Here is a 15,895-nt window from a genome sequence, read left to right on the forward strand (position 1 = left end):
GGACTGACGAACAATGTCTGGCAATGACGATCTCCTCTCCGGCCGTTATCGGCTCGGCGAGCTCATTGGCGTTGGCGGCATGTCCGATGTTTACCGCGCTGAAGATACTGTTCTCGGTCGCTCTGTCGCGGTCAAGATGATGAGGGCCGACCTTGCCAGGGATGAGAACTTCCTCGCAAGGTTCCGTCGTGAAGCGAAAAACTCAGCGCTACTGAATCACCCGTCTATCGTGTCGGTTTACGACACTGGCGAGACGGATAGCCCGATGGGGCGCGTGCCTTTCATTGTCATGGAGCTGATTCAGGGTGAGACGCTGCGTGACCTTGTTCGTCGTGAGGGTCGGCTCGACCCGAAGAAAGCCGCGTCGATCATGGCATCGGTGTGTGACGCACTGACGGCATCCCACCATGCCGGCATCATTCACCGTGACATCAAGCCGGCGAACATCATGCTGACCAACACCGGCAAGGTGAAGGTGATGGACTTCGGCATCGCTCGCGCGCTCGGTGATTCCACCGCGATGACGCAGACGGCGGCGGTGTTGGGTACCGCGCAGTACCTCTCGCCGGAGCAGGCGCGCGGTAAGACCGCCGATGCCCGTTCTGATATTTACGCTGTCGGCTGCGTGCTTTTCGAGGCCATCACGGGCGCCCCGCCGTTCACCGGAGAAACTCCACTTTCTGTCGCTTACCAGCATGTTCAGGATCAGCCGCCGCGACCTTCGGAGAAGCTCAACACCGACCCGAACACGGCTCAGGCCCTCGACGCGGTGCTGTTGACCGCGATGGCCAAGGATCCGATGGAGCGCTACGACACCGCAGAGGACTTCGCACAGGATTTGCGTCGTCTTGCACGCGGCGAGGATCCGTTGGCGCTGGCGCACCACGGCGCGCATGACGACGACGCGAAGACCACCGAATTCCTTCCGGCAGCTTCGTCGGATGCTGAGACTCGGGTGACCCCTGCACAGCAGGCAACTCCGGCGCCTGTCCCTGCTCCTGCACCGACGCCGGAACCGGAGAAAGCAGCTGCCCAGCCGGAAGCCCCTGCTCAGATCGCTAACACTGACGAGCCTGAGAAAAAGAAGGGCGGCGCAGGAAAGACTGTCGCGCTAGTGGCTGCTGCACTGGTCGCTCTCGGCGGTGTCGGCTACGGCGCCTACCAGCTCTTCAACTCGTCCACCGAGGTCGAGACCGTTGCCATTCCGCAGGTCGAGGGTCTAAATGTCAATGAGGCAACGCAGGTTCTCGAGCAGGCTGGTTTTGTAGTCAACCGCGTCGATGAGCCGAACCCAGATGTTCCGCGAGATACGGTAATCGCCACAGAACCGGGTGTCGGCTCGGGGTTGCCGGAAGGATCGCGCATCAAGCTGCGCGTATCCTCCGGCCCTGAGCTGACCAATGTGCCGGATGTGCGTGACAAACAGGCCGAGGAAGCTCGCCGCCTGCTCGAGGAGGCGGGGCTTGTCGTCAATCCAAAGCTGCAAGAGGAACCGAATGAGGACGTTCCGCGCGGCAATGTTATCGAGCAGTCTCCAGCGGCCGGTTCTCAGGTATCGAAGGGAACCCGCGTAACCTTGACTGTCTCCTCCGGTATCGAGACCAAGACTGTTCCGGATGTCACTGGTCAGACTTTGGATTCCGCCCGCACGACCCTCGAATCCGCTGGTTTCGTTGTCGAGGTGGTGGAGGTTGACTCTACCGAGAAGCAGGGAACCGTCGTTGAGGTTCCCCAGAAGGGTACGGAGCTCACTGTCGGAACGACTGTCGAGCTGCACGTTTCGCGCGGTAACCAAATTAAGATGCCACGGGTTGAGGGCCAGACTCTCAGCGATGCGGAGAAGGCGCTCACCGATGCCGGCTTCGAGGGAACTATCCGCACCGAGGAAGTCACCACGCTGGATCTGTCCAAGGTCGACCACGTGGAGAAGGCCGAACCGTCAGCCGGCTCCAAGCTCAACAAGGACGGCGAGGTCACCCTGCGTGTCTACCGGCTGGGGGTTGCGCCGGAGAGTTCCGAGGAGGAGCCTGCTCCGGAGCCTCCCGTGAGGCTACCGGATTTGCTGCCTAACTAGCGGCTAGTGTGCCAGCACGTCTGAGAAGGCGCGCTGGTACACGGCCTGCTGCTCTTCCAACTCCGACAGGAGTTCTTCGGTGTACTCGCCGCCGGCCAGGTGCAGCCAATTGACCAGCATGCGGTGCCCGTACTGGGTGAGTACCGACTCCGGGTGGTACTGCACGCCGTGAATCGGCAGGGCGCGGTGGCGCATCGCCATCAGCATGCCCGAATCGGTGAATGCCGTGGCAATGAGTTCCTCCGGCAGCGTCTTCGGATCCACCGTCAACGAGTGGTAGCGCGTGGCAATAAAAGGACTGGGCACATCGGCCAGAACACCCGTGCCGTCGTGAGTGACCGGGGAGGTCTTGCCGTGCAACAGCTCGTCGGCACGCACGACCTGCGCACCAAAAACCTCACCAATCGCCTGGTGACCCAAGCACACACCCAACACCGGTGTCGGCTCGTCCTGCCTGCTCACCGCGCGAATAATGTCCTCTGTCCATCCAGCATTGGACGGCTCACCGGGACCGGGCGACAGTAGGATTGCATCAAATTGCTTTACGACGTCGTCAACATCGCGGAGACGCGCATCATCATTGCGCCAGACAGTCACCGTTTCGCCGAGCTGGCCTATGTACTGGACCAGATTGAATACGAAGCTGTCATAGTTATCGACGACGAGAATCTGCATAACTGGGAATTCTACTGCCTGCGAACTTCACTGGTAAGTTCGGATGCAAAGTTTACAATTATGCATATACCGCGGGAGTGTAGATACCGCGCTGATCGCAACCTGCTGACCACAACCTAAGGAGTTTAAAGCGCTATGCCTAAGGCAAAGATTGAAAGCACTAATTCACCACAATCCGGTGGCTCCTCCGTCAGCCGCACCCCGGTCAAAATCAATAGCACTCAGACACCGGTGTGGTACAAGGTGCTGATGTTCGGATTCATGCTGATCGGTTTGGGCTGGCTGCTGGTCAACTACATCGCGGGTCCGCATATTCCGTTCATGGTGACTTTGAACGCATGGAACTACGTCATCGGCTTTGGTCTTTTCATTGTTGGTCTGCTGATGACTATGGGGTGGCGTTAGTCAGCTCTAATTCTCCCCCACCCTCGGGCGCATCCACTTTTGGATGCGCCCTTTTTCATGCCTAAAAACGCAGGTCAATTCACCCCCGCAGCCACACCCGTTTCCCACACATTTTTCGATCAATAACGATTTCTCCCCTGCGGATCGCGTAAAAAAGTTATCCACAGAAACCTGTGTAACAATCATGTAATTTGTGGATAACTGTGGAGAGATTTCATCCCAAATTTCTCACGGGTTACGTGACAGAAACCGTAAAGCATAACAACTTTGGGTCTATCTCCTGTGTCCACAGTATCCACAGCCTGTGGATAACTCTGTGAACAAGTAACATAGTTGCAAGTCAACTTGTGTGTAGTTCCAATACTCTGCGGGATTCGACCACTTTCGAACGCCGGTTCGTAAATTACAAGAATGGAATTATCCACACATGTGCACAAGTCTGTGGACAACTGTGGATTCTTGTAATTTGTGAAAATTGGGACCCGTAACGTGCTTCTTGGCCGGTCTTCACCTAGGTGAACAGTGGAGCATTTTGTCCACAGGGCTGTGGACATGTGGAGAATCAACCCAATTTGCTACTACCCCCGCTGCCCCTAAACACAACATTGAAGCTACGGGCCGTCGTAAAGCGAAAATGGGCATGAAAAAACCCGCCCGGAACAACCGGGCGGGTCAAAGAGCGTAGAAGCTAGCGGATTACTTCTCGATGTCGATTGAGGTAATCACAACCGGCTCCAGCGGGCGATCCCAATGATCGGTGGCCACACGAGCGATCTCGTCGACAACCTTCTTCGAGGCGTCATCAGCGACCTCACCGAAGATGGTGTGAGCGCCATTGAGGTGCGGGGTCGGAACCACGGTGATGAAGAACTGGGAACCGTTGGTGCCACGACCGCCACGCTTACCGGCGTTTGCCATAGCGAGCAGGTACGGACGATCGAACTGGAGCTCCGGGTGGATCTCATCGTCGAACATGTAGCCCGGGCCGCCGGTACCGGTGCCCAGCGGGTCACCACCCTGAATCATGAATCCGGCGATGATGCGGTGGAAAATGGCCTCATCGTAGAACGGGCCGGACTCGGTGCCAGAGGCGTTCTGACCCTTGTACTCCTTCGTGCCCTCTGCCAGGCCGATGAAGTTGTCGACAGTGTTCGGCGCGTGGTTGCCGAACAGGTCAATCACGATATCGCCATGGTTGGTGTGCACAGTTGCAGTAGCAGTCTTAATAGTCACGTTCCTTAGGATACCGACCTTGGTGGCCAATTGCTCCTACTGGTGAGTTTCTCCGTGGCAGAAACCAGCGAAAATGTTTCTCAAGGTAAGGAAAAGAGTTCTTCGTTGCCCCCCATGGAGGCCAAATAGTGCCTAAGCTGGAATGTGAGCCTGCTGCAAATATTTTGGTGCTAGGCCTAACTGGGCCCTAGCTCTTGGACTTAGAAGCATCTTGGTCTCAGAGGCACTGGCGCTGCAGCAGTATTAATCATTGATTGAGAATTAAAGGCGATGCCTGTTGGCGACGCACTAATTAAGGAGAGTCATGAACCCCAACGCAATCTCGCTGGCTGTCAAGGGACTGAAGTCCGCTTACGACAGCTACTCGGATTACCGGGACAAGAAGGCTGCAGAGCTCTACGACACGATGCAGGAGGCTAAGAAGGTGGCAGCTGCACAGAACGAGGCCGCAAAGGACGCGGCATCCGATTGGGCAGAAGATGTTAAGGAAAAGGTTTCCGACGCTCGCAATCAGCTCGCTGAGCAGGCTGAAGAACTGACCGGCAAGGTTGAGAAGAAGTCCAAGGAGACCAAGAAGCAGGCTAGGAAGGCTGCGAAGCAGGCCGAGAAGGGCGCGAAGCGCAAGGGCAAGAAGACCCGTTGCAAGGCTCGCTGCGAAGCTAAGAAGGCGGAAAAGAAGGCCAAGAAGGCTCGCAAGGACCTCGAGGTGCGTACCCAGAAGGCTATCGACAAGGTAACCGGTAAGGAAGAGCAGCGCGCCAAGAACGGCCGCATCGCAACCGCTTCCCTGGTCTTCGCTGTTGTTGCAGCAATCGTCGGCGTCATCGTCTGGAAGCTACGCAAGGACGACAAGCTCCCGGTCGACCCGGCTCCGTACCAGCAGAAGGCCCAGGAAGTTAAGCACAAGGTCGAAGAAAAGGCCGCAGAGGTCAAGGAGACCGTTGAGGAGAAGGCTTCCGAGGTAAAGGACAAGGCAGTTGACAAGGCCGACGAGGCCAAGGACAAGGCTGCTGAGGCCAAGAAGACTACTGAGGACAAGGCCGCAGAGGCTTCCAAGCAGGCTCAGATTAAGGTCGACGAGGTCAAGACCGAGAAGAAGAACGCTGAGGACGCTAAGAAGATCTCTTCCAAGCCGTCCAAGCCGGCTCCGAAGCCGGGCCAGGCTCGCAAGAAGTAAAAGCTCTAGCGCATTAACGCCCGATTGTTTCCTCGCAGTGAAGCGGGGAGGCAATCGGGCGTTTTGCTGTGTAAATCTTTTCTCGGCTTCTCAGCTATCGTGCCAGCTTAATTCTTTAAATTTCCTTGGCCTTTACTACCATGTCTTTTTCGCTGAAGAAGAACACTGCCCAGATAACAAAACCGATGATAGGGAACAGTAGCTGTACAAGTGACCAGGCAATTATTCGGCTAGTGCCACTTTCCCGACGCACCTCAAAGAAGACAACAATCCCCAAAAGTCCAAGATAAACAATGGGAAAAAGCGTCCATATTAAATCGTAGTAAGCCGGAATTTCCACTGTTACACCTTCCAACAACCGTCTTCAGCATTCAATAATATTCATCACGAACTGAATCATCGACACAAAACTAGACAGCATGGTCTACTTTGCGTCATGACCACTTCAACACAAACTCTCGAAACAGCTACGCCGAATGTGGCTGCAAATCCACCCGCAAATACCGACTCTCCCCCACAGCCTTCACCAAGCAGCCACCGCGTCAACAGCCGACTCAGATTACGCACGCTCCAAGTCTCCGTTTTCACAGGTCTCCTTGGAATCTGGTGGGTAATTGCCCGTTTTGGCGGCATCGATCCCGTCATCCTCCCCAGCCCGAGTGCAGTAGTCAAGGAGCTTATCGACGGAAACCGTTGCGTCCCCACCACTCCGCCTTCCGGGTCACTGCAATGTGGTGTACAAGGTTTCTTTCTCTGGCAGCACCTGCTTGCGACACTCGAGCGCATTGCCGTGGGCCTGACCTGCGGAATTGTGGCCGGCATCCTTGTAGGTCTGGCGCTTGCCCGCAGCCGTTCCGTGCGCGCGGTTGTCGAACCTTACATCAGTTTCCTCCGCTCACTACCGCCGCTGGGCTACATCGGCCTGCTCATCGTGTGGTTCGGCATCGGTGATGTCTCCAAAGTCGTTCTGCTTTTCCTGGCCACGTTCCCCATCATCACTATCGCCACACTCTCCGGAATTATCGGTATTCCACAGGACTGGGAACGCGCCGCAAGAACCCTCGGAGCAAGCAATTTGCAGGTGTTTCGGCGTGTCATTGCTCCCGGCACACTGCCTGAACTCATCAACGGAGTACGCCTGGCCAACGGAATGTCCTGGGCCTGCATCGTTGCTGCCGAGATGAACGACGGCATCCCAGGTATCGGCGGCGTGGCCTATGTTTCCGGCACACAGTTGGAAACCGCCCTCACCATTGCCGCCATGATTCTCATCGGCATTACCGCCGTCCTCCTCGACCAAATTCTCCTATTCGCCGAACGACGCTTGGCTCCCTGGCGCGGAAAGCAGTGATGAACACAATGAATAAGATAAAGAAATCACTTACCGCAGTGGTAGTGACGTTGACGGCCGCCTCCGCGACGACGGGATGCGTCGGCAAGCCCGCGAGTGCATACGAGCGTAACGACGCAGCGCAGTGCCCCTTTGCGCCTTCGGACGTCGCCGGCAGCGTGCGCCTGGGCTATCAAATCGTCCCCGGCAATGACCTGTTTATTCACAACGAAGGTCTGCTGGAGGCCTGCCTCCCTAATGCGAATATCACCTGGACTCGATTCCCCGCTGGGCAAGACATTGTTCAAGGATTTGCTGCCGGGTCGGCTGATATCGGTTTCGTCGGCTCGACACCCGCCGCCAAGGCCTTGAGCGCACCGCTGAACCTAGACGTGAAGGTACCGCTGATCAATGTGCTCAACCAGGAATCAGAAGCCCTAGTGGCCAAGCATGCGAAGACAATCCAGGAACTCAAAGGCAAGAAGATTGCGACACCATTTTCCTCGACGTCCCACTACGCATTGCTCAATGCTTTAAAACAGGCCGGTCTCGACCCGAAACACGACGTGGAGATTGTCAATATCTCACCCGACAAGCTGCCTGCCGCCTGGAAGTCGAACGAGGTCGAGGCAGCCTTCGTTTGGAATCCCACTCTGGCGGAGCTGCAGCGCACGGGTACGACTCTCATTGATGCCGGGGTGCTTGGCAAACACGGTGCACCGACGTTTAACGCCACGATTGTCGACCGCTCCTGGGCCAACAAGAACCCAGAGATTCTGGATGTCTGGCTGAGGCTTTCGAAGTGGGCGGCATCTGAGTACAGAAATAATCCGAATCCCTACATCTCGGCAAATGCAGCACAGACGGGGATGAGTTTCGACGACACCAAGAAGCAACTCGAAGCTGTCCACGTAGTTGACAGTTCTGAGCAGCAAGAAGAGCTGAAGAAGGCCGCCAAAGCGCTGTACAACACCGCCGTCTTCCTCCAGGAGCAGGATGACGTCAAGGCCTTCGATCCCAAGCACTATGAAGAAGCCACTGAAGGATGAATCATGCTGAAACTGGACTCTGTAAACCATGTCTTTGAAACAGATAAGGGCGAACGCGTACAGGCGTTACGCGATATTGACCTCATCATTCCCGATGGCCAGATTGTTTGTCTGGTCGGCCCATCTGGTTGTGGCAAGTCGACTCTTCTCAAGCTCATTGCCGGATTCTTTAAGCCAACGTCTGGGCTAATTATTGACTCGGGCTCCCCGGTTACCGGTCCCGCCATTGAGCGTGGCGTGGTCTTCCAACATGCGACGCTATTTCCCTGGCTCACGGTCGCCGAGAACATCAACTTGTCCAATACCTTTACGGGCCGCCAGGAACACGCTGATGAAGGCCGGCGTTTGCTTGACATCGTGGGCCTTGGCGAATCTGCCGACCGGTATCCACACGAGCTTTCCGGCGGTATGCAGCAGCGTGTCCAGATTGCTCGGGTGCTCGCTGCGAGCCCACGAACCGTGCTGATGGATGAACCTTTCGGCGCACTCGATCCGTTCACCCGCGAGCAGCTACAGGCGGAGTTGCTGGGCATCTGGCAAAGGTATCGCCCCACCATTGTCTTTGTCACGCACTCGGTCGAAGAAGCACTTCTGCTTGGACACAGGGTAATCGTTCTCGGGGCGCGGCCTGGCCGCATTATCGACGATGTGGAAACTCCTCGGTCGCTGCGCATTTCTGAGACAAGCGGAACGAATGAGGATCGGCTGCAGCAGTTGTGGGACATCCCTGTTAATCCTGACTTCATTGAACTTAAATCTCGGCTCAACGCCGGTATTCACAACGCCCACACCGTCTAGGCCCCACCGCCCACCGCCCACCGCACGGCGCGCGGCGCACCACGGCACAGTGAAGTCGCACAACAAAAAATCCCCCGGCCTTTCGACCGGGGGATTTTGTTCCTTGTGGAGCTTAGGGGAATCGAACCCCTGACCTCCTGCTTGCAAAGCAGGTGCTCTACCAATTGAGCTAAAGCCCCATACACCGAGCAATTATACCTTGTTCGGTAGTGGGCCTAGGAGGACTTGAACCTCCGACCCCTTCGTTATCAGCGAAGTGCTCTAACCGCCTGAGCTATAGGCCCCGTGGAACGAGATATAACTTAACCCGTAACCATGACACTTCACAAATCGCCTGGTCAGAGGTCGAAATATTGAGTTAAGAAGCAGTCATTAAGTAGCTATTACGGCTACTCCACGACCAGATTGCTGAAAACACCTCTGAACCAACGCGGCCCCGGCGCCACCGAACGGGGGGGACACCGGGGTCAGCGGGAAGCTAGGCAGCCTAGCTGTCGTCGGCAAGCGAAATCTTGAGACCTCCGACGAGACCGCCGCAAGCGTTGTAGATGACCGCGCCGAGGGCCATGAACCCAATTGACAGCACCCACCACAGCGCTCCTACAGCGGCCGCCAGGCCAAGGACAAGACCTGCGCTGATGGAATCCTCCCCGCCAATCATTTCACTAATCGGAGCGAGCAATCCCATCCCGGAGAGCAAGAGGTAGAGCAGGCCAACCGCGGCAAGCCAGACGAGGAAGCAAATGAAACCAGTGGCCGCCGTAATGCGCATGGCGGACCAGGGGCTCACCTTGTCGACTACCAAGTTAGTTTCAGCCATGCGCTTACTCCTTCTCCGCCTCCGAGTCACCGGATTCGGCGGCACCGGTGCTCTTAGTGGCGCCGGTGCGCTTCGGGACTACGTCCAGGGTTCCGGCCTCAGAGACCTTGGAAGCGGTCTCCTCCCCCTCATCCTCAACGTTGCGGTCGATAGCCAGCAGTTCCACGCCGTCAGCGAGGTTGACCAGACGCACGCCCTTGGTGGCACGCGAGGTGGCGCGAATCTCGTTGACGTTGGTGCGGATGATGTCGCCGGCGGAGGTGACAGCGAAGATTTCGTCGTCGTTGTCGACCACCAGGGCACCCATCAGCGGTCCACGCTTCGGGTCGTACTTGAGCGTCAGCACGCCCATACCGCCGCGGTTCTGCGGGGTGTACTCGCTGAGCTTGGTCTTCTTGCCGAAGCCGCCGGTCGTGGCGACCAGCAGGTTGTGCTCTTCCTCGACCACGACCATGCTGAGCAGCTTGTCGTCGCCCTTGAAACGCATGCCCTGGACACCGGCGGTGGCGCGGCCCATCGGGCGCAGCGCGTCGTCGGAAGCCGTAAAGCGGATGGCCTGGCCACGCTCAGAGACGAGCAGCAGGTCATCGTCAGCAGAGCACAGACGAGCACCGATGAGGGAGTCGCCTTCGCGCAGGTTGATGGCAATCAGGCCAGCGGAGCGAGCGGACTCGTAGTCCTCCAGGCGGGACTTCTTGACCTTGCCCTCGCTGGTGGCCAACACCAGGTACGGGCTGTCCTGGTAGCTCTGAATCTGCAGTACCTCGGCGATGCGCTCCTCCGGCTGGAACTCCAGCAGATTGGCGACATGCTGACCGCGGGCGGCGCGAGTGGCCTCCGGCAGTTCGTAGGCCTTGAGACGGTAGACGCGACCCTTGTTGGTGAAGAACAGAATCCAGTCGTGCGTGGAGCAGACGAAGAAGTGGCGGACAATGTCGTCCTGCTTCAGATCCGCGCCGCGTACACCCTTGCCACCACGGCGCTGTGCCTTGTAGGCATCGACCTTAGTGCGCTTGGCGTAGCCCGTGGAGGTAATGGTCACAACCACGTTTTCGCGGGCGATGAGGTCCTCTTCGGTGACGTCGCCTTCAGCGGCCACGATCTGGGTACGACGGTCGTCGCCGTACTTCTCCACGACCTCGGTCAGCTCTTCCTTGACGATGGCGCGCTGACGATCCGGGTTAGCCAGGATGTCCTTCAGGTCGGCGATCTCGAGCTCGATCTCAGCCAACTCGTCGATAATCTTCTGGCGCTCCAGAGCAGCCAGACGACGCAGCTGCATCGCCAGGATGGCGTCAGCCTGAATCTCGTCGATGTCGAGCAGCCCCATCAGGCCCGTGCGTGCGGTATCGACCGTGGCGGACCGACGAATCAGGGCGATGACCTCGTCCAACATATCCAGGGCCTTGACCAGACCACGCAGGATATGGGCACGCTTTTCCTTCTCGTCCAGGCGGTACTGGGTCCGTCGGACAATGACCTCAATCTGGTGGGCGACGTACAGCGTCACCATCTGGTCAATGCGCAGCGTACGCGGTACACCGTCGACGATGGCGAGCATGTTCGCACCGAAGCTGGTCTGCAGCTGGGAGTGCTTGTACAGGTTGTTCAGCACCACACGCGGTACGGCGTCGCGCTTGAGCTTGACGACGATACGCATGCCCCACTTCAGGTCGGATTCGTCATCAATCGAGGCAATGCCCTGCAGACGCCCGTCCTTGACCTGATCTGCGATGTTGGCAATCATGCGGTCCGGGTTGACCTGGTACGGCAGCTCAGTGATGACAATCGACTGACGAGTGCCCTCCTGCTCAATCGAGGTCACACCGCGCATGCGGATCGAACCGCGACCGGTGGTGTAGGCCTCCTTGATGCCCTTGTCTCCGACAATCTGGGCGGCAGTTGGGAAATCCGGCCCCTTGATGCGTTCCATGACCGCATCCAGCGTGGTCTTTTCATCCGCATCCGGGTTGTCCAGGCACCAGTTAATGGCATCCGCAACCTCACGAAGGTTGTGCGGTGGGATGTTGGTAGCCATACCGACGGCAATACCGCCGGAGCCGTTCATCAACAGCTGCGGGACACGCGACGGCAGAATAACAGGCTCTGTCGTACGACCGTCATAGTTCGGCTGGAAATCGACGGTGTTTTCGCGAATATCGCGCACCATTTCCATGGCCAACGGCGTCAGACGGGCCTCCGTATAACGCATAGCTGCGGGGCCGTCGTCACCGCGGGAGCCGAAGTTACCCTGACCGTCGACAAGCGGATAGCGCATGGACCACGGCTGCGCCATGCGCACCATGGTGTCGTAAATAGCGATGTCGCCGTGCGGGTGGTAGTTACCCATCGTGTCCGAAACCGGCTTTGCGGACTTCACATAGCCGCGCTCCGGGCGGTAGCCGTTGTCGAACATGGCGTAGAGAATGCGGCGGTGCACCGGCTTGAGACCATCACGAATCTCCGGCAGCGCACGGCCCACAATCACGCTCATGGCGTAGTCGATATAGCTCGACTGCATCTCTTCATTGATGTCGATCGGGCGAACCTGGTGGCCCAATACTCCACTTCCGAAGGATGAGCCGTCGTTGTTGTTATCGTCGCTCAATGACTGCTTCCTTTACTTAAAAGAGGTTCGCATCCATTCTACAGGGCTTTAGAGCCCGCTTTACGACGCCGTGTGCAACTTTTCGATACCATTGTGGTATCAAATACTTGGTTTTTAAGCCTGATAGCGGAAACAAACCAGCGCAGTTAGGAAGCGCGGCTAGGCAGCAAGGAGCAAGTGCGCGATGGCGATGACCTTAAGGCTCACGAAAGAACAGGACACCGCCCTGGCACTGCTGGCGCAAATGGAGGGCGTATCCAAACATGAGGCCGTCATCCGCGCCATTGAATCCGCCGCCGCGAGAGCCCTTCAACAAGGTCAGGCCCGGGAAATTACGGCAAGCGTGATTGATACCGACATGGCGCTGCTGCGAAAGTTGAGCTCCCCGAGCCCCCGGGGAGCAGAGGAATGAGTACGCCCCAAGTTCAGCCTCTCAGCGAGGCCGCAATCCTGGCGGCTACCGACGAACTGGCGGCCAAAGTGCCGGAATTGGCTGACGCTACGCTTGTGCGACCATGGGCAATCAGCGCCATTGCTGCCGCCAGCTCAGGTGTCATTGCTGGTCACCGTAGCTTTCCCACGGTTTCTGCGTCTGCACAAGCGGTCGCTTACGCAACGTTTCACGTGAAACCACTGAGTCTTGGAAACACCGCGCTGGGCGCACTACTTGCGCACATACTCCTCACCACCAATGGCGAAGAAGTGTCATTCGCAGAGACGTGGAAACTGGTCAAAAGCGGCATCTAGCCAGAGACGCGACCTAGTCGATTTTTCGGGCGAACGGGCTCGTCGGAATGCGATTGCCGGACTCCAGTCGACCCGTGTAATACGCCGTAGCCTCACCTTCAGTCAGCTCGACCTCGTACCAGCCATCGCGGACATAATCAGCCGTTCGGTCCTGCCCTCCGACGAGAACACGTCCCGCCGCGTGCTTCAAAGTGACCTCCGGCAACTCCTTCGCCGCCTTGCTGAATACACGCAGGAAGCGGTCCGGACCGCACACGGTAAGTTCGCGGTCTAGAAGTCCGACTCGCAGCTCTAACGTGCCGAGCACGGTGTGGTGCTCTACCTTGTTACCACTGTAGACAGCGAAAACAGCCTCGCGGGAACCGTCGTTGACCAGCACAAGGTTGCCGTCTTTAAGGTAGGCGTGAAGCCGGTACGGTGTTGGCAGCGCGGTCGCCTGCTCGGACTCCTGCACCGGATAGTCACCCGCCGGCTCCGCCTTCCAGCGCTTCACAAACTCCGGCGCTGGTCCCGGCTGCTCCGGAAGCTGCATTCCCGCCGATGCCGTGAAGTCCAGTGTGGATACCAAATCACCACATATCCGACGACGCCAATCGGTGATATTTCCACAGTTCACGCCAGTGACCTGCTCCAAGAAGCGAATCACCGAGGTGTGATCGAAGACCTCCGAAGAAACCAGACCACCCACCGACCACGGTGAAATGACAGTCATCGGGACGCGGAAACCGAGCCCCTTCGGCTTGCCCAGGTACCACTCCCCCGGCTCATTCTTCGGCGGCAGCGGCGGGACCACATGGTCGAAGTAACCATCAAACTCGTCAAAGTTAATCAGGAAAACTGTCTTGGCCCACACTTCCGGATTGGAGGCCAACGCATCCAACAGACGATAGGTGATATTCGCGGACTGAATTGGCGAGGACGCTCCCGGATGCTCACTTTCCGCGGCCGAAGGCACAATCCAGGACACCTTTGGCAGCTGCCCGGATTCAACATCTCGTCGGAAAGCGTCGGCTAGCGTGCCCGGCTGGCGGCGGTGCAGCGCGCGATCATAGAGATCCCGTTCCGCGTCAGGCAGCTTCTCCACAGCGGTATTCAGGCGATCGACCATCTCCTGTTGCTCCTCAGTCGGCGGTATGCCATCGCCGAGTGCAGTAAGCAGCTCATAAAAACCGGTTAAATCGAGTCCCGGCAGCCCGGCCTCACGAATGACCTTGCGGCCAATATTTCGAAACGCGGCAAAGAAATCCAAATTGTTGTCCGTGTAGTTATCCCACTCCTGGTAAACACGCCACGGCACCCCGGCCGCCGAGAGATCCTCGGCAAACGTGCGCCACGTGTACCCCGAGTGCGTCGGCAAGTATGCGGCATTGCCCACCGCTCCAGTCCCCCACGGTTCCTTTCGGGTATCGCCCGAAAATAGGTAGTTGCGGTTCGGGCTTGTCGACGTGGGCATCGAGGAAAAGTAACCATCGCAGATGGTGAAAGTCTCTGCGAGAGCGAATTGGAACGCAATGTCCTGGCGGTCATAGCAGGCCATCGTGCCCTTGCCCTTGGCCTCGATCCAGCCGTTACAACGGCCGCCGTTTAGTGCAACCTGCCCGTCTTCCCAACCGTGCGGCAGACTCGCAATGTACTCCACCGAGAGATCACCGCGATTAGCGGCGTTGCGGATTAGATATGGACTGACCCCACCCTGGTTGAAAACGCCCGGCAAAGCGGAATTGTCGTTGTACCCTCGCACACCTCGGAGCGTGCCGAAGTAGTGATCAAAAGAGCGGTTTTCCTGCATTAACACGACGACATGCTCAATCTGGTCAAGAGAGCCAGCCGGTCGGGGCTGCGCGAGCGCGTGGCGCAGTGATGGTGGCAGCAGCGTGCTCGCAGCGGTGACGGCACCGACTCCTGCGGCGGTCTGCAGGAAGTGCCGACGGGAAAACTCAGATATATTTTTAGGTGAAGTTGCCATAGGCATCTATGTTAAGAAGCGCAGATTACAGACTGGAAAACTGCGGTTTAAATTTCTTCGATAAACTGCTCCAGGCGGTCGACCACAGCCTGCGGCTCACGCGCCCAGCGGTTATGTCCCAGGCGCTGCTCAATGAACTCGTACTTCGCCGAATTCGGCAACATCCGCGCCAATGCCTGCGCCGACTCCGCCGGGCAGTCACGGTCACCACCGCAGTTCAACAACAACGCCGGGGTAGTTACCTTCGGCATCTCAGTGGCGTAGTCGATGTCTGCACCGCGTGGCCGCAGGAGACCCGTGCGAGAGAAGCGCGCCCACTCCACCACATGGTTACGGGCCTGTCGGCCGTAGCCGGCCACATCAAACCTGCCCGCTGGCCAATAACCCAGAATCTGGGATACCACCTGCATAAACGGTGCGCCATAGCGAAGCCGCTTGTACTCGTTACCAGTAAAACACTTGTAGTGCGGGGTACCGGAGCCAACCATCACTACACCAGCCACGTCCGCTTCCGGTCGGGCCAGATACAGCGAGGCAATCTGACCGCCCATGGAATGACACAGCAAATAAACGGGTAGCTTCTCCCCTGTGGCCTCCCCCACCGCGAGTTGGTCAAACTCCTTGCGGGCGCGCGCCACGGCCAACGGGTAATCCACCGATGCAAGATCCTGGTAGCCCCAATTGTGACGGCGGGTGGCCACCGCAGTCTGGTTACCCTGGCCGCGCAACTCCGAGGTCAGGACGCAAAAACCTCTACGCTGTAACTCTTGGGCAATCGGCCGGTAATAGCGAGCCCCCATGCCAAAGCCCGGCCAAATAATGACAATGCCCCGAGGCGTACCTTCGGGAGTCCGAAGCGCCATCGGGGTCACGGAGCCATCGGGCAATGTCTCCTGCACAATACGTGGCTCGACTGGCGGTTCCCCGTTGACCATGCTTCCTCGAGTATCTTCCATTTCATAAACATTAATGGCTGAACTGAGGTTTTGTCAGGGGAACCGACAAGCCGATAA

The 15,895-nt window shown here is 57.8% G+C and carries 15 protein-coding genes and 2 tRNA genes; 8 read left to right on the forward strand and 9 right to left on the reverse strand.

Annotated elements, in window-relative coordinates; all coding sequences use genetic code 11:
* Positions 1-13: 13 nt before the first annotated feature.
* Positions 14-2,074 (forward strand): Stk1 family PASTA domain-containing Ser/Thr kinase, encoded by a 2,061-nt coding sequence (gene pknB / locus HMPREF2708_RS04760; RefSeq protein ID WP_070832964.1) that lies wholly within the window; start codon positions 14-16, stop codon positions 2,072-2,074.
* A gap of 3 nt (positions 2,075-2,077) precedes the next feature.
* On the opposite strand, the gene HMPREF2708_RS04765 is transcribed toward pknB, so the two are convergent.
* Positions 2,078-2,749 carry an aminodeoxychorismate/anthranilate synthase component II gene (locus tag HMPREF2708_RS04765; protein ID WP_070832966.1) on the reverse strand — a complete coding sequence of 224 codons (672 nt, stop codon included), beginning with the start codon at positions 2,747-2,749 and terminating at the stop codon, positions 2,078-2,080.
* A 135-nt stretch (positions 2,750-2,884) separates the two neighbouring features.
* Between HMPREF2708_RS04765 and crgA the strand changes: the two genes are divergently transcribed.
* The gene (gene crgA / locus HMPREF2708_RS04770; RefSeq protein WP_005511903.1) at positions 2,885-3,154 is read left to right on the forward strand and encodes a cell division protein CrgA; all 270 of its coding nucleotides are present in this window, start codon (positions 2,885-2,887) and stop codon (positions 3,152-3,154) included.
* A 696-nt stretch (positions 3,155-3,850) separates the two neighbouring features.
* On the opposite strand, the gene HMPREF2708_RS04775 is transcribed toward crgA, so the two are convergent.
* Positions 3,851-4,387, reverse strand: coding sequence for a peptidylprolyl isomerase (locus HMPREF2708_RS04775; RefSeq protein ID WP_369707163.1), 537 nt, complete (start codon positions 4,385-4,387; stop codon positions 3,851-3,853).
* A 304-nt stretch (positions 4,388-4,691) separates the two neighbouring features.
* Between HMPREF2708_RS04775 and HMPREF2708_RS04780 the strand changes: the two genes are divergently transcribed.
* Complete coding sequence (locus tag HMPREF2708_RS04780) at positions 4,692-5,564, forward strand: hypothetical protein (RefSeq protein ID WP_070832969.1); 873 nt, start codon at positions 4,692-4,694, stop codon at positions 5,562-5,564.
* Positions 5,565-5,679: 115 nt separating this feature from the next.
* Here HMPREF2708_RS04780 and HMPREF2708_RS04785 read toward each other — a convergent pair whose 3' ends face one another.
* Entirely contained in the window at positions 5,680-5,904 is a 225-nt protein-coding gene (locus tag HMPREF2708_RS04785; RefSeq protein ID WP_070832971.1) for a PLDc N-terminal domain-containing protein, read from the reverse strand.
* A 96-nt stretch (positions 5,905-6,000) separates the two neighbouring features.
* Here HMPREF2708_RS04785 and HMPREF2708_RS04790 point away from each other — a divergent pair, with 96 nt between their 5' ends.
* The 3 genes from HMPREF2708_RS04790 to HMPREF2708_RS04800 are packed head-to-tail and all read left to right on the forward strand — an operon-like array spanning position 6,001 to position 8,741.
* The gene (locus tag HMPREF2708_RS04790; RefSeq protein ID WP_070832973.1) at positions 6,001-6,915 is read left to right on the forward strand and encodes an ABC transporter permease; all 915 of its coding nucleotides are present in this window, start codon (positions 6,001-6,003) and stop codon (positions 6,913-6,915) included.
* 8 nt (positions 6,916-6,923) lie between these two features.
* A complete protein-coding gene (locus HMPREF2708_RS04795; RefSeq protein ID WP_070833125.1) occupies positions 6,924-7,943 on the forward strand; it encodes a taurine ABC transporter substrate-binding protein in 1,020 nt (339 codons plus the stop codon).
* Between the two features lie 3 nt (positions 7,944-7,946).
* Entirely contained in the window at positions 7,947-8,741 is a 795-nt protein-coding gene (locus HMPREF2708_RS04800; RefSeq protein ID WP_070832975.1) for an ABC transporter ATP-binding protein, read from the forward strand.
* A 106-nt stretch (positions 8,742-8,847) separates the two neighbouring features.
* Here the strand turns inward: HMPREF2708_RS04800 and HMPREF2708_RS04805 are convergent.
* From HMPREF2708_RS04805 to gyrA, 4 genes are all read right to left on the reverse strand, one after another.
* A tRNA-Ala gene (locus tag HMPREF2708_RS04805) sits at positions 8,848-8,920 on the reverse strand.
* Positions 8,921-8,951: 31 nt separating this feature from the next.
* Positions 8,952-9,025, reverse strand: a tRNA-Ile gene (locus HMPREF2708_RS04810).
* A gap of 203 nt (positions 9,026-9,228) precedes the next feature.
* The gene (locus HMPREF2708_RS04815) at positions 9,229-9,561 is read right to left on the reverse strand and encodes a DUF3566 domain-containing protein (protein WP_070832981.1); all 333 of its coding nucleotides are present in this window, start codon (positions 9,559-9,561) and stop codon (positions 9,229-9,231) included.
* Positions 9,562-9,565: 4 nt separating this feature from the next.
* Positions 9,566-12,082, reverse strand: a complete 2,517-nt coding sequence (gene gyrA / locus HMPREF2708_RS04820; protein WP_246821932.1) for a DNA gyrase subunit A — start codon at positions 12,080-12,082, stop codon at positions 9,566-9,568.
* A gap of 271 nt (positions 12,083-12,353) precedes the next feature.
* Between gyrA and HMPREF2708_RS04825 the strand changes: the two genes are divergently transcribed.
* A complete protein-coding gene (locus HMPREF2708_RS04825; protein WP_038627110.1) occupies positions 12,354-12,581 on the forward strand; it encodes a CopG family transcriptional regulator in 228 nt (75 codons plus the stop codon).
* The gene (locus HMPREF2708_RS04830; protein WP_070832988.1) at positions 12,578-12,916 is read left to right on the forward strand and encodes a hypothetical protein; all 339 of its coding nucleotides are present in this window, start codon (positions 12,578-12,580) and stop codon (positions 12,914-12,916) included. Before HMPREF2708_RS04825 ends, HMPREF2708_RS04830 begins: the two co-directional genes overlap by 4 nt.
* Before the next feature lie 13 nt (positions 12,917-12,929).
* Here HMPREF2708_RS04830 and HMPREF2708_RS04835 read toward each other — a convergent pair whose 3' ends face one another.
* Both HMPREF2708_RS04835 and HMPREF2708_RS04840 read right to left on the reverse strand, forming a co-directional pair.
* Positions 12,930-14,882 carry an alkaline phosphatase family protein gene (locus HMPREF2708_RS04835; RefSeq protein ID WP_070832991.1) on the reverse strand — a complete coding sequence of 651 codons (1,953 nt, stop codon included), beginning with the start codon at positions 14,880-14,882 and terminating at the stop codon, positions 12,930-12,932.
* Between the two features lie 47 nt (positions 14,883-14,929).
* Complete coding sequence (locus HMPREF2708_RS04840; RefSeq protein WP_308609085.1) at positions 14,930-15,838, reverse strand: alpha/beta fold hydrolase; 909 nt, start codon at positions 15,836-15,838, stop codon at positions 14,930-14,932.
* Positions 15,839-15,895 lie beyond the last annotated feature (57 nt).

Origin of the sequence: Corynebacterium sp. HMSC073H12 (assembly GCF_001837775.1) — a bacterium.
In the GTDB taxonomy this organism is placed as follows: Bacteria; Actinomycetota; Actinomycetes; order Mycobacteriales; family Mycobacteriaceae; genus Corynebacterium; species Corynebacterium amycolatum.

Coding starts and splice junctions, on each gene's coding strand:
- HMPREF2708_RS04765 (WP_070832966.1), bottom strand. CDS start 2,749: ATGCAGATTCTCGTCGTCGATAACTATGACAGCTTCGTATTCAATCTG.
- HMPREF2708_RS04825 (WP_038627110.1), top strand. CDS start 12,354: ATGGCGATGACCTTAAGGCTCACGAAAGAACAGGACACCGCCCTGGCA.
- HMPREF2708_RS04815 (WP_070832981.1), bottom strand. CDS start 9,561: ATGGCTGAAACTAACTTGGTAGTCGACAAGGTGAGCCCCTGGTCCGCC.
- gyrA (WP_246821932.1), bottom strand. CDS start 12,082: ATGCAGTCGAGCTATATCGACTACGCCATGAGCGTGATTGTGGGCCGT.
- pknB (WP_070832964.1), top strand. CDS start 14: ATGTCTGGCAATGACGATCTCCTCTCCGGCCGTTATCGGCTCGGCGAG.
- HMPREF2708_RS04800 (WP_070832975.1), top strand. CDS start 7,947: ATGCTGAAACTGGACTCTGTAAACCATGTCTTTGAAACAGATAAGGGC.
- HMPREF2708_RS04835 (WP_070832991.1), bottom strand. CDS start 14,882: ATGGCAACTTCACCTAAAAATATATCTGAGTTTTCCCGTCGGCACTTC.
- crgA (WP_005511903.1), top strand. CDS start 2,885: ATGCCTAAGGCAAAGATTGAAAGCACTAATTCACCACAATCCGGTGGC.
- HMPREF2708_RS04790 (WP_070832973.1), top strand. CDS start 6,001: ATGACCACTTCAACACAAACTCTCGAAACAGCTACGCCGAATGTGGCT.
- HMPREF2708_RS04840 (WP_308609085.1), bottom strand. CDS start 15,838: ATGGAAGATACTCGAGGAAGCATGGTCAACGGGGAACCGCCAGTCGAG.
- HMPREF2708_RS04830 (WP_070832988.1), top strand. CDS start 12,578: ATGAGTACGCCCCAAGTTCAGCCTCTCAGCGAGGCCGCAATCCTGGCG.
- HMPREF2708_RS04795 (WP_070833125.1), top strand. CDS start 6,924: ATGAATAAGATAAAGAAATCACTTACCGCAGTGGTAGTGACGTTGACG.
- HMPREF2708_RS04780 (WP_070832969.1), top strand. CDS start 4,692: ATGAACCCCAACGCAATCTCGCTGGCTGTCAAGGGACTGAAGTCCGCT.